Here is a 12,179-nt window from a genome sequence, read left to right on the forward strand (position 1 = left end):
TCAGCCTCCTCAAGCGACCCATCGACACCATGGACTACTCAGCCAGCTACAACAAGTTCTTCAAGAAACTGAAAAAGAATAAGGGCTCCAAAAACAAGGTCTATTCTGATGCTGTCGGCGGTGACTACGAAGAGATGGGGTATATTCAGATGCAACTCTTGAAGATGATCGGTATTCAACCCGACCAGCGCATCGTGGACGTGGGGTGCGGATCAGGACGCTTAGCACACCAATTAGCCAAGAATGGATTCTCTGACTACACCGGCTTCGATGTTGTCCCAGACCTGCTTTCCTTTGCTAAAAGCCAATGTTCTAAATCCAGCTTTAAGTTCAAAAAAATCGAGGACACTCACATTCCTCTTCCTGAAAACTCTGTGGACTTAGTCTGCTTTTTCTCAGTATTTACTCACCTGTTTCACGAGGACTCTTACAAGTACCTAATCAGCGCTAAATCAATCCTCAAGGAAACGGGGAAGATCGCATTTTCATTTCTAACCTTTGATGAAGATGAACATTGGGCGCTGTTTGATCGCATGGTCGAATACGAGAAACCCACACATCACAACCAGTTCATGACCAATAGCCAGATTGAAATCTGGGCTGATAAATTAGGGTTCAAAATTGACCGGCTTGAAACGGGATCCACGCCCTTTATACCACTTGAAAAAGAAATTATCCTGGAAAGCGGAGCCCATTTCCGAGATCTGGGTTCACTCGGCCAAGGAGTCTGCGTACTCTCAAAAGCATAGCCTGAAACAACCGGAATCACTTTTACAAAAAGCGGGGTACCCTTCAAAGGATTACCCCGCTTTGCTAAATTAAGTGAAGAAGTTCTATTAGTTGACTTCGTAGATTTCAATCAAAGCAATGCCGGGAAGGTCCAGCGGGTGATGGCCCGCCTGTTCGAAGAGTATGGCGCTCCTGAACACATCCGCAGCGATAATGGATCGGAGTTTATCGAAAAGAATCTTTCGTGAATGGCTCACTCGTGAGAAGATCAAGACGCTCTACATCGAGCTGGGCAGCCCCTGGCAGAATGGATACATCGAGAGCTTCCATGCCCGCTTGCGTGAAGAGTGCCTAAACCGCGAACAACTATGGACCTTGACCGAAGCACGAGTGGTAATCGGTGACTGGCGTTGGAAGTATAATCACATCCGACCGCACAGGTCCCTTGGCTACATCAGTCCAATCAAGTTCGCTCAACAATTAACTCAAGAGAACTCTGAACAAGGCTCTGGCTCCACTCGGCCTACGGCCTCCTTCCTCCAGAACCTTAACTTCCTCTACAACCTGAACCACATGATTATAACCTCCAGACTAACAAAGCAGGTGGCCCAGTTTGGGTAACTCGATCAAAGGGAAAGGCCGGAGGCCAAAAGGGTAAGGCCAACCGGAACAATGAGTCTTAATGCATGGAGGAAATCTTTCAACGGATCCGCAGAGAAAGAGAGTACCTTGGAATGTGCTGGTAACTCTCTCAAATCAATAAAATATTTTGACACTTTCGTTACCCCTAAAACCAGGAAGCACACAGATAAAAGGATTGCGCCTGTATCCCAGTCAAAGAGCATACGAAAAATGCCCAATTCTGACTCGCCCGATATATCCTTCATAGTCCCATTACACAACCGGCTCGACTGCACGGAAACCATCGTACCGAGCCTCCTTCAAACTGCCAGCTCTCAGAACTTTGAACTCATCCTAGTAAATGACAAAAGCGAGGATGGCACACGTGAGTTCCTGGATGGACTCACGGATCCCAGGATCAAAGTCATACACAATGATACCTGGTCGGGGTACGCGATATCAGTCAATCGAGGAATTCAACAATCTCGAGGTAACATCTTGGGCTTACTCAACAATGATCTGGGTCTAACAGATGGATGGTTGGAGCCTATGCTAGAATGCTATAATGAACGTTTAAAGGTCGGAGCAATTGGCAATATACAACGCAATATTGAAACCAAACGCATCGATCATGCTGGCATTATTTTTGACCTCCTGGGATTGCCCGATCACTACGGGAAGAACTACCCCTTCATCTTTCCATTTGATTACAAAGAATTCCCCGCGGTTACAGCAGCCTGCATGCTTATAAAACGAGATTTGTTCAATGATATGAATGGATTCGATGAGGGCTATTTAAACGGATGTGAAGATGTCGATCTTTGCCTACGATTGGGCGAGAAAGGCTACCGAAATTTCGTCGCTGGACGAAGTCAGATTTTTCATCATGTAAGTGCATCTCCAGGTCGGCGGGATAATGATACTCGAAACAATCAAAAGTTGTTAAAGACTTGGGGGGAATCGATGCAACGACATGGACAACGAAACTGGCCATTCCAATACCTCATGCGGTATTGGAAAACACCCTGGCTTTATAATGGGACCAAGTTTCTGGATGCGATTTTCAGAATCATGAGACTCAAGGGCGGCGACTCGCAATGGGCTAAAGATAAGCGTAATAAGATCCTGAATACGCCTTCAATGTGATCTAAATTCCTCAGGCAACTCAATGATGGATTACAGGTTCAGTGAAACCCTTAAGTCCAATACTTCTTTAATCCATCATCATCTCCTAAAAGAGGATCCACTGGCGGTATTGGCAGTGCCGCAATATTCTCCAACACTTTTGGCCTTTCACCCGGGCGGCCATATTGCATATCCCAATCGAATCCGCGCGGATAAGCTCCAATCACTCCAAAGTCCGAACTTGAACCTTTATTGAAATGACCGACTCCAGCTGGAATTAGAACCACATCACCGGCCTTTAAAGTGAGAAGCTTACCTTGCTGCCCACCAAACAAGACTTTGGCGGATCCTCGAAAACATCCAAGGACCTCATGCGCAGTACTGTGATAATGATGAAAGGTGTAGATACCATTACGCCACATATTTGCCCAACCATTTGAAGCAAACCGATCCTCAATGGTTCCTCCTGGATCAGATCCATTTAAATCAAATACCTGAGAGTAGATTAACAGGGGCAGCGAATTATTCGGAATGGATCCGTCATCCTCAAAGCCAATTGGGGTAATTTTCACAAGCGCAGGAAATAAAAAAGGCCGGACAAGCCGGCCTTTTCAAAGTTTATCTTAAGTGGGGTCTATTGGACCGCATCTTTAAGGGCTTTGCCAGCGGAGAATTTAACCGCGTTGCGAGCAGGAATCTGAATTTCAGCGCCTGTTTGTGGATTACGGCCTGTGCGCGCATTGCGGCGAGACACAGAAAAGTTACCGAATCCAACTAAGGAGACAGCATTTCCCCCTGAGAGCGATTTGGTCACTGCTTCAAGAGTAGTGTCCAGGGCTTTGCCGGCGTCGGCTTTTGATATTCCAGCGCCTTCGGAGATAGCGTCTACAAGTTCAGCTTTATTCATTTTTGGTACCTTTCGATTATTTGAGGTTTGGATTGTTTAATGGTAAGCTAAGGGGTTGAGCAAAGACCCATTTTTCCCTGATTACAAGCGGTATTTAAGGGGTTTCGGCTTGTTGGAGGCAAAAAATGCTGAAAAATACCTATTTTTATGCCGAATCCAGCCCTAAACATCAAAAACCTCACTAAAACCTTCGGAGAGACCACGGCTGTCGATCGCGTATCATTGTCGATAAACACAGGGGAAATCTTGGGATTGTTGGGTGCAAATGGGGCAGGAAAATCAACCACGATGCAAATGCTCTTGGGCCTAATCAAACCGACCTCCGGCGTCATCGAGGTCTTCGGCAAGGATCTCGAGAAAGATCGCATCGAGATTCTCAAACGCATGAACTTTTGTTCCACCTATGCCAATCTACCTTCCAACTTAACGGTGGAACAAAACCTGAAAGTTTTTGCGGGACTTTATCAGTTTAAAAATCCGAAGCAAAAGATCACCGATCTACTGGAGCTATTCGAGATCGCTGACTTGAAGAAACGCGTGACGGGTCAACTTTCTTCCGGCGAATCCACGCGTCTCAATCTTTGCAAAGCCTTTTTAAATGATCCTTCGCTCCTCCTGCTCGACGAACCGACTGCGAGTCTTGATCCAGATATAGCCGACAAAGTTCGTAATCAAATCAATCGACTTCGGCATGAGCGCAATTTGTCGATTCTCTATACCTCACACAACATGCGCGATATTGAGACCATCTGCGACCAAATCATATTTCTGCACAAAGGAAAGATTATCGTGGAGGGAACCCGAGATGAAATAAAAGAACATTTCAAAGAGAAGTCACTTGAAGATGTATTCATACATATTGCTCGGGATGGTGAAGTGATTGATGCCGACCAGGAGGCCAGCTCATGAATTTCAGAGTCATCATTGCGCTGATAAAGCGTTATAGTTTTCTCTACACCCGCAACCCCATCCGCGGCCTGGAACTTGTGTTTTGGCCAGCGATGGAATTGTTACTTTGGGGATTTCTTTCTATGTATATCCAGAAGCAAACCTCTGGAGATTTTTCTACTTTCATTCGTTTCCTCATAGGAGCCACTATTTTTTGGGATGTATTATTCAGGTCACAAATGGGCGTATCTATTTCCTTCCTTGAAGATATGTGGACCCGCAACCTGTTAAACATCTTCGTAGCACCTATACGAATTCGGGAATACCTGGCAGCGATGTTTTGTATGGGCGTCTTGAGGGTAAGTATCGTAGTCCTCGTCATGTCTTTGATGGCTTGGGTACTATATGCCTTCAATCTCTATGCCTTCAGTTGGAATTTAATTCCCTTCTTTATAATGCTGATGGTTTTTGGGTTCAGCTTGGGAATCCTATCAGTAGCTCTCATACTCCGATGGGGTCAGGCAGCAGAATCACTCGCCTGGGCGATTCCATTTATGATTCAGCCCTTCTCGGCAGTTTTCTACTCCGTAGATACTCTACCATCGTTTATGCAGACAGTGGCCTGGTGTTTTCCCAGCACTTATATTTTTGAAGGCATGCGAGAATTTATCCGTACCGGGGTCATGGATTGGAACGCCATCGTTATATCCGCTGCCTTAAATGTGGTATACTTGGCCATGGCAGCTGCCATATTCATCTGGATGTTTGCCAAAGCTAGAAAGCTCGGTTTACTGACCAAAATAGCAACTCAGTAGAAAATGATCATGAAACAATTAAGCCCTATAATCATACTGGCATTCTGTAGCCTGTTTTTTTCAGCATGCACAGAATCCACTGAAGACATTTGGATCGATGTAAGAACACAGGAGGAATGGGATTCCGGACACTTGGAAGAAGCTATTCATATCCCACACGAGGAAATTGCCGCTAGAATCAGTGAGATAACATCTAATAAGGATGCCACGATCCACTTATACTGCAGAAGTGGTGGACGTGCAGGAAGAGCCAAATCCGCGCTGGAAGCCATCGGATTCAAGAATGTAATGAATGATGGGGGCTACGAAGATATCGTAAAGAGCAGGCAGGAAAATTAGGCTGATACTTATGAGCATCGTAAAAGAACAAAACTTCGAAATAGAAGATTTCAGTGAAATCGACGGAGTCCCCTGCCCCTGTGGCACCTCCAAGCGTGCATTTTTTTCTCCCGAAAACCAAACTGCGACGGTTCATCGGGTAGACATTTCAGTGAATGCGAAAACGCATTATCACAAGAAACTGACTGAGTTTTACCTCATCTTGGAGTGTGAAGCTGACGCTTACATGGAGCTGGACGGCCATCAATATCCCATAAAACCAATGAGTACGGTCATGATTAAGCCCGGTTGCCGCCATCGGGCGGTTGGAAAAATGAAAATCGTCAATTTCGCGGTTCCGGCCTTCGATCCAGAGGACGAATGGTTCGATTAGGAGAGGGGTCATTTTTCTGCCATTTGTGGCCGAAATAACGCTTGCAATTGGGTCTTTCAGACCTACCTTCGTGCCCTTCACTTCAAAACTCGAGAAGAGCAATGTCCAGAATTTGTGCAATTACAGGTAAACGACCCGTCACCGGAGGATCTATTTCTCGCAAGGGTCAAAGTAAGAAAAGCGGCGGTATTGGTACTCACGTGACCAAGTCCAACAAACGCGTATTCCGCCCCAATCTGCAACGCAAACGCGTTCGTATGCCCGATGGCAGCGTAAAGCGTATCTGGATTTCAGTAAAAGCTATGAAATCCGGTAAGGTTGAGATCGTTTAGAGACCTTACTCAGAAAATTTTCAAAACCCGGCTCATACGGCCGGGTTTTTTGTTATCTAAACAAGTCGGAATTTAGGAGGCTCCCTCAGACTGATATTTTCTGAGCGGTACAATAAGAAAGGCACCCAGAATTAGCTGTACTGGGTGGAACAGCATTACGGGCAATAAGATGACCCCAAAGGATGGATCTGAGCCGAACAATGAGATTCCTAATGGAATTCCAGCTGCCAGGGTTTTCTGAGTACTACAAAAGTAAACGGCTACCTGCTCATCTCGAGGAATTTTTGTTAAGAATAGCAATCCACCGCAGATAACAGTAAGAATTAAGAACAGGACTACACACAGTCCCAAGGTCATTAGAATAATACTTCGCCCCTGCCCTACCCAGGCTCCACCTACTACCGAGTTCGAGAATACCGCGAGTACAATAAAAATGATAACGGATTGATTGAAATAGCCAAAGAACCCTTTGAGATGCTTCACCAGGTCTTTCCATAAGATATGGCAAATCTGGCCGATGACGAGTGGAGCTAGAATCAGCTTAGAGAGTTTCAGGAGTACGGCGCTCAAATCCCCCATTTCCCCACCTCCCGCTATAGTAAGCAACAGCATCCATATTGGGGTTATTAGAATACCGACCATATTTGATACAGTCGTGTTGATTAGCGAAACCGGAACACTTCCATTCGATTGAGAAGTATAGATTATCGCCGAAGTCACGGTTGTGGGCAAAGCTCCCAGAAAAAAGAACCCATAACGTAAAGGTGTACTCATAAATTCCCCCCAAAATAAATCACCCAAAACGATGACCATCGGGAAGAGGAAAAAAATGAATAACTGAGTAAAAACATGGGCACGCATTCTTAACATACCCTTTGCCAGCACTTCCGTGGGCAACATCCATCCCTGGATTAAAAACACCAGAATGATGGCAAGGTTTGTTGTTATTTCTGGACGAAGAGGTCCTCCGTTGGCGCCGACCTCAGGGAATTGGAACGCAAACAAAACCGCGACAAACAATCCAATGACAAACCACTGCTTTTTAATGAGTGATATCATCAATCTACGGAGGAGTTCCTCCTGACAAAACGCTGAAGCAATTGCCGTAACTGTTCCATCTCGCTGAACCTAAAAAGCCAAAGAGTCCCGAAGTAAACCACGACGACAACCGGAATTACGATTAGTACCAGAACAGCTACTTCCCCCTTGGCTGTCAGTGGCATCGCTTCTACTAAGGGGCGACAGCCTAGAATGGCCAATACCATTACAACAGAAGAAATGGCAATCTTCAGCACATCGATCGTAAGGTCTTTAACCAAACTTAACTTCAACTTACTCGACAGCATGCCCGTTAATAGAATGGTCTGCCCAAGGATTGCCAAAACATTAGCCAAGGCCAACCCGACCACACCCAAAATTTGCATGAGCACTAAACTTAAGATAAGGTTTAGTACAAAAGCGAAAATCGAAATTTTCATCGGAGTCTGAGTATCCTTGAAGGCATAAAAACCACGGACCAATAAAACGACCATTGAGTAAAATGGTAGCCCTAGGGCAAACGTCCACAATAGTGGTATCGTCAGTGCAGTATCCGTCGCCCGAAAAGCTCCCCACTCAAACAGAAAGGCGATAATCGGCTCGCCCATCACCAGGAATCCAACCATTGCCGGAACCGTAATCGCAAACATGAGCCGGATAGATTGTCGGAATGTATTACCAAATTCTTTTTTGTCACCGCGGGAAGCACATTCCGAAAAGGTGGGGAAATATACCGTAGCAATCGCAATGGTAAAAATACCTAGAGGCAACTCGACCAATCGATTGGCTAAATAATAAATGGAGACCGCTGATTCGTCGATGAAGTGCGCTAATGAGCGGGAGACCAAAATATTAATTTGAATAACAGAAGCGCCTAGAATACCGGGAAGTAACAAGCGCCCAAACTCTTTCACTTCATTACTTGGCTTAAAATCAAGGTCGAAACGCCACCCTTCCCGGCGCAAGGCCATCCAAGGGATCATTAATTGAAAAATACCTCCAACCAGTACTCCACAACACAACCAATACATCCGATAGAGCGGAACTTCCGTTGCGAAATAGCCCAACCCTCCAAGAAAAAGAATGATCGATAGGTTGAGCCACACGGCCGTCAAAGCTGGAATTGCAAATCGTTGCAGAGCATTCAAGGCAGCAGCAAAAGTGGCCGCCAAACAAATCAGGGCCATATAGGGAAATAATAACACCCCAAGGAGCAGCGCTAGATCCCAACGTTGGGAAATTCCAGGAAATTGCCCTACCACAATCATGACAAAACTCACGAGGGCAACGAGGGCAAACAACAGGGTCATGACCCGGCAGAGTATTTTGTTGTAGAGCCAAAACAATCGCTCCTTTCCGTGTTTTTCTTTTTCCTCGGTCAGAAGAGGTAACAGAGCCGCGGTCAACGCCCCTTCACCAAGAAGTCGTCGGAATAGATTTGGAAACGTATTTGCCAGGATAAAAGCCGAATTCAACACCGAGCTGCCAAAGATGGAGAACACCAGAATGTCCCGGAACAATCCAAGTATACGCGATCCTACTGTGGACAAAGATACGGTGAGTACATTCAAGAAACGAGAAGGCATATAAATATAACACCACTATGGAACAAAGCTCGGTCGAGTTGAACCCAAAAATGGTTCGTGAACCCTTTCGATCCCATTTTTATTGAGCTTAGCGCTTTTAAACCTAGTTCTATCCATTCCATTTTAATTCACCCATGATGAAACTCATCAACAAATTGGCTGGCCAACTACAACGCCACCCCAAGCGCATCCTGTTTCCCGACGGTATGGACCACCGAGTAATGCAGGCGGCACGGCAGTTAGCGACCAAGCGATTGGGAGCTCCTATTTTGATCGGTGAACGCCAGAAAATCAAAGAAACCGCCTTCCGACTCGATATCAGCCTGGATAAAATTCGTTTGATCAATCCTCTAAGAAGTGAGGAGCTGGAGTCCTTCGCCTCTCAATACTACGAAGCCAGAAAAAGCAAAGGGATTAGCGAAAAGGAGTCATTGGCCACCGTCAGCAAACCGAACTACTTTGCTTCCATGATGTTAGCCAATTCACAGGCAGATGGCCTGGTATTTGGTGCGGGGACACCAGCTAGCGAAGCCTTACCATCCCTCTTTCGCTGCATACCAATGCGTGAATCAGTCCAAACAGCTTCTAGTGTTTTAGTCGTAGATCTGGAAGAAAAACCAGAATTCGGTATAGATGGCAGCCTCTTTCTCTCGGATTGCGCAGTGCTTCCGGATCCTAATGCAGAACAATTGGCAGACATTGCCATGACAACCGCATCTCTTGCCTATCATTTGACCGGGCAAACTCCCAAGGTCGCATTGTTGAGTTACACAACTCACAGTGAAATCTCATCTGATTCCTCCGTAAACAAAATGGCTGAAGCAGCTAAGATTGCTTCGGGAAAGGCAAAGCTTCTTGATTTCCCAATCCAAATAGATGGGGAAATTCAAGCCGACGTTGCTTTGGATAAATATGCCGCCAAACAAAAAGATGTAAGCGGCGATGTTGCGGGCGGCGCAAATGTCCTCATTTTCCCGAATCTTCACAGCAGTAATATAGCGGCCAAAATGATTACGATTCTCGCCGGCGGTGACGGTTATGGGCAGATCATGACGGGTCTAAGTAAACCAGCAGCACAGGTAAGCCGAGGAGCCAGTGCACATGATATTTATGCCACAGCGGTCATTGTGGGAGCACAAGCCACAGATCGTCATTTGTTGATGTCTTAAGCGTATGAGCAAATCATCTCCAACAAAACCATCGAAAAACAATACTTCTAAGGAAGCTTTGTTGACTCGCCCGACCAATAAGGAAACCAAACGTATCTTCGTGGCAGCCACGAGAATGAACGATGGCAAAACGACGACTTGCCTCGGATTGTTTGCGTCCCTCCTCGCTCGATTCTCAAACGTAGGATTTATTAAACCCATTGGGCAGCGATTTCTGAAAGTTGAGGGATTGGATATCGATGAAGACTCATTCCTCCTCGACTCCATATTTAATGTTTCAACACCCATCTCAGCAATGTCCCCTATTGCGGTCGATGGAGAATTTACGCGACGTTATTTAGACAACCCAAAACCGGCACTTGATCAAATCGTTAATGATATTTGCGTAGCATTCGATAGAGCAGCTTGGGAAAAGGATTGTATCCTCATTGAGGGTACGGGTCATGCAGGAGTTGGTTCAGTATTCGATTTATCGAATGCCCAGGTAGCCAAACTATTAGATGCCAAGGTCGTCATAGTAGCTCAAGGGGGTATTGGTCGACCTATCGATGAAATCTCACTCAACAAAGCGCTCTTTGACAAAGCGGGACTAGAAGTTGTGGGCGCGATTCTTAATAAAGTCGAACCCTCCAAAGCAGAGATGGTCAAAGAGTACGCTGGTAAAGGTCTTAAAAAACTTGGCGTCCCCTTATTGGGAGTGCTTCCAAAAGAGAAAGTATTAAGCGCTCCAAATTTGTCTCAAATTGGCAAGGAGATTAAAGCTAAGTGGATCAATGGTCAGCTTCATGGAATGAAGCAACGAATCACTCGCGTAGTAATTGGAGCCATGACAGCAAAGCATATAATCGACTATCTTTCGACTGGGACTCTGATCATTACCCCAGGAGACCGGGAGGATATACTTCTATGGGCTATCGCCAGTGCAGGTATGCCAGGTGCACGTTCCATAGCGGGAATCATACTAACACGCGATCTAAAGCCACACTCCAAAATCCTCAGTATGCTTTCTGAAACCGATATCCCCATTATGACGGTGGAAAAAGACAGCTACGAAGTCGCCTCTATGATCAACAACATGACGGTAAAAACTGAGCCTCAAGATTTGGATAAAATCCCTCTGATCAAGGAGATGGTCATGGACAGCGTAGATATCGAACAAATCATCAATGCCTTTTAGGAGCAAAGTCGCTCCATTAGCTTATCCGTCTCAAAACTCAGTTGTTGGGCATCGAGCATATCCTGGCTGAATTGACGGGCAGCCGTACGGAACCCTTCCAAGTCATTGCTCTCAATAGCCAAGAAAATCCGATCGAGTGAATGACAGGCATTGAAGTAATAAGGGTGTATAGATACGGCCAAAATCTCTAACTCGGACTGCTTTTTCGAGAACTCCCTCAGCGCTACCGGATCTGAACGGTGCAAGAACCAGACATCTGTATTTAAGGCTGCAAGTTCCCTATTTTTTAAAATCTCCAATCGAGCGATCCGTTCAAGTGAGTTCAACGACTCAGCTTCAGACAAACATACACTGGAGTCAGTATATAGACTTTCCGAACAGAACGTCTTCCAGAGTAACTCCAACTCTGCTCCATTCAGTCCTGGATATCGGTCATTAAAAAACAACGCCAACTGAGTCCAATCGTAGCCGTTGCTCTAGTACTGCTCGAGTCTTTGTTCGAATTGTTTTTTTTCTAATCCACCAGACTCAAGAAACTGATAGATGAGATAGTTCCATCCAACATGCAAGGACCTATCATTGCCTTGGATAATCTCTGATAACGGAGGCGGGGGCTTTTGTTGCAATTGGCGCAATAGCAATACCCTCACCTGAGGTTTATAACGTATGGCTCCCCTTAAGCGAATCGAACGAATCAACCAATCTGGAGGCGTTGTCCTAATTCCTTTCCAGGCTGCAAAATGTGCAAGTAATCCACGGACCATCCATTCGGCTTTAATTTCTTCACTAAATGCTGGATTGAGTTCTACCCTAACAATTCCTGAGACACCTGTACTGACTAGCGGATCTGTAACACCCGAGAGGATTACAGTCAGAGGCTTCGGAAAAGAATCCGGCCAATCTAAACTGGATATGCAGCCATCAACTAACTCCTGACTGCTGAGCTCCAGGGATTGTAGTTGTGCAACATCAGTCCCGAAAAAGTCAATGAATGGACTTTTAATCCATTGGAGCTTCGTTTTCTCCTGAGCGAGTACCCGGGAAAAACTAGAGGCAATCAGGACCAAGCCTAAAAGCCCA

Annotated in this window: 16 protein-coding genes; 10 read left to right on the forward strand and 6 right to left on the reverse strand. The window is 45.7% G+C overall.

All coding sequences use genetic code 11. The annotated features are described in order from the left end of the window. The first annotated feature begins 29 nt into the window (after positions 1–29). The 3 genes from GA003_13350 (at position 30) to GA003_13360 (ending at position 2,496) form a co-directional block, all read left to right on the forward strand. Positions 30–749, forward strand: a complete 720-nt coding sequence (locus GA003_13350; protein QXD27011.1) for a class I SAM-dependent methyltransferase — start codon at positions 30–32, stop codon at positions 747–749. A gap of 163 nt (positions 750–912) precedes the next feature. Next, the gene (locus GA003_13355; GenBank protein QXD27012.1) at positions 913–1,350 is read left to right on the forward strand and encodes a transposase; all 438 of its coding nucleotides are present in this window, start codon (positions 913–915) and stop codon (positions 1,348–1,350) included. Positions 1,351–1,581: 231 nt separating this feature from the next. Beyond that, positions 1,582–2,496: a glycosyltransferase gene (locus GA003_13360; protein QXD27013.1), complete on the forward strand. Its 915-nt coding sequence runs from the start codon at positions 1,582–1,584 to the stop codon at positions 2,494–2,496. A 50-nt stretch (positions 2,497–2,546) separates the two neighbouring features. On the opposite strand, the gene GA003_13365 is transcribed toward GA003_13360, so the two are convergent. Together GA003_13365 and GA003_13370 are read right to left on the reverse strand one after the other, a co-directional pair. After that, positions 2,547–3,047: a hypothetical protein gene (locus tag GA003_13365; GenBank protein QXD27014.1), complete on the reverse strand. Its 501-nt coding sequence runs from the start codon at positions 3,045–3,047 to the stop codon at positions 2,547–2,549. 62 nt (positions 3,048–3,109) lie between these two features. Next, entirely contained in the window at positions 3,110–3,382 is a 273-nt protein-coding gene (locus GA003_13370) for an HU family DNA-binding protein (GenBank protein QXD27015.1), read from the reverse strand. 147 nt (positions 3,383–3,529) lie between these two features. Here GA003_13370 and GA003_13375 point away from each other — a divergent pair, with 147 nt between their 5' ends. From GA003_13375 to rpmB, 5 genes are all read left to right on the forward strand, one after another. Further along, positions 3,530–4,291, forward strand: coding sequence for an ABC transporter ATP-binding protein (locus GA003_13375; GenBank protein ID QXD27016.1), 762 nt, complete (start codon positions 3,530–3,532; stop codon positions 4,289–4,291). Continuing rightward, positions 4,288–5,085 carry an ABC transporter permease gene (locus GA003_13380; GenBank protein ID QXD27017.1) on the forward strand — a complete coding sequence of 266 codons (798 nt, stop codon included), beginning with the start codon at positions 4,288–4,290 and terminating at the stop codon, positions 5,083–5,085. The genes GA003_13375 and GA003_13380 overlap by 4 nt, the downstream gene beginning before the upstream one ends. Before the next feature lie 9 nt (positions 5,086–5,094). Next, complete coding sequence (locus tag GA003_13385) at positions 5,095–5,424, forward strand: rhodanese-like domain-containing protein (protein ID QXD27018.1); 330 nt, start codon at positions 5,095–5,097, stop codon at positions 5,422–5,424. 10 nt (positions 5,425–5,434) lie between these two features. Continuing rightward, on the forward strand, positions 5,435–5,797 hold the full coding sequence (locus tag GA003_13390) for a cupin domain-containing protein (GenBank protein ID QXD27019.1): 363 nt from the start codon (positions 5,435–5,437) through the stop codon (positions 5,795–5,797). A 101-nt stretch (positions 5,798–5,898) separates the two neighbouring features. Further along, complete coding sequence (rpmB, locus tag GA003_13395) at positions 5,899–6,129, forward strand: 50S ribosomal protein L28 (protein ID QXD27020.1); 231 nt, start codon at positions 5,899–5,901, stop codon at positions 6,127–6,129. A 72-nt stretch (positions 6,130–6,201) separates the two neighbouring features. Here rpmB and GA003_13400 read toward each other — a convergent pair whose 3' ends face one another. Both GA003_13400 and murJ read right to left on the reverse strand, forming a co-directional pair. Next, positions 6,202–7,188, reverse strand: coding sequence for a bile acid:sodium symporter (locus GA003_13400; protein QXD27021.1), 987 nt, complete (start codon positions 7,186–7,188; stop codon positions 6,202–6,204). Further along, positions 7,188–8,753 (reverse strand): murein biosynthesis integral membrane protein MurJ, encoded by a 1,566-nt coding sequence (gene murJ / locus GA003_13405; protein ID QXD27022.1) that lies wholly within the window; start codon positions 8,751–8,753, stop codon positions 7,188–7,190. Before murJ ends, GA003_13400 begins: the two co-directional genes overlap by 1 nt. Positions 8,754–8,890: 137 nt before the next feature. On the opposite strand from murJ, the gene GA003_13410 reads away from it, so the two are divergent. After that, positions 8,891–9,922, forward strand: a complete 1,032-nt coding sequence (locus GA003_13410) for a phosphate acetyltransferase (GenBank protein QXD30433.1) — start codon at positions 8,891–8,893, stop codon at positions 9,920–9,922. Between the two features lie 4 nt (positions 9,923–9,926). After that, positions 9,927–11,099 (forward strand): AAA family ATPase, encoded by a 1,173-nt coding sequence (locus GA003_13415; GenBank protein QXD27023.1) that lies wholly within the window; start codon positions 9,927–9,929, stop codon positions 11,097–11,099. Here the strand turns inward: GA003_13415 and GA003_13420 are convergent. Then, positions 11,096–11,545 (reverse strand): hypothetical protein, encoded by a 450-nt coding sequence (locus tag GA003_13420; GenBank protein ID QXD27024.1) that lies wholly within the window; start codon positions 11,543–11,545, stop codon positions 11,096–11,098. The two genes, GA003_13415 and GA003_13420, sit on opposite strands and share 4 nt — an antisense overlap. 30 nt (positions 11,546–11,575) lie before the next feature. Then, on the reverse strand, positions 11,576–12,166 hold the full coding sequence (locus tag GA003_13425; protein QXD27025.1) for a hypothetical protein: 591 nt from the start codon (positions 12,164–12,166) through the stop codon (positions 11,576–11,578). Positions 12,167–12,179: the final 13 nt, after the last annotated feature.

The organism is Opitutia bacterium ISCC 52, assembly GCA_014529675.2.
GTDB lineage: Bacteria > Verrucomicrobiota > Verrucomicrobiia > Opitutales > UBA2995 > UBA2995.